The following is a 263-nucleotide window of genomic DNA, read 5'->3' on the forward strand; positions in this document are numbered from 1 at the left end:
CCACGGTCCCAGATAGCTATCAGACAGTGGCAGGACCGGATGGGACCATGGTCCCAGATAACCATCAGACAGTGGCAGGACCGGGTGGGACCACGGTCCCAGATAGCTATCAGACAGTGACAGGACCAGGTGGGACCATGGTCCCAGATAACCATCTGACCGCGACAGCGCTGAGTGGGACCACGGTCCCAGATAGCTATCAGACAGTGGCAGGACCGGATGGGACCATGGTCCCAGATAACCATCAGACAGTGGCAGGACCG

The 263-nt window shown here is 59.3% G+C and carries 1 protein-coding gene; it reads right to left on the reverse strand.

All coding sequences use genetic code 11. The annotated features are described in order from the left end of the window. On the reverse strand, positions 1-263 hold a 263-nt coding region (locus tag BZK42_RS28865; protein WP_080861668.1), incomplete at both ends, for a hypothetical protein.

Origin of the sequence: Citrobacter braakii, assembly GCF_002075345.1 — a bacterium.
Taxonomy (GTDB): Bacteria; Pseudomonadota; Gammaproteobacteria; order Enterobacterales; family Enterobacteriaceae; genus Citrobacter; species Citrobacter braakii.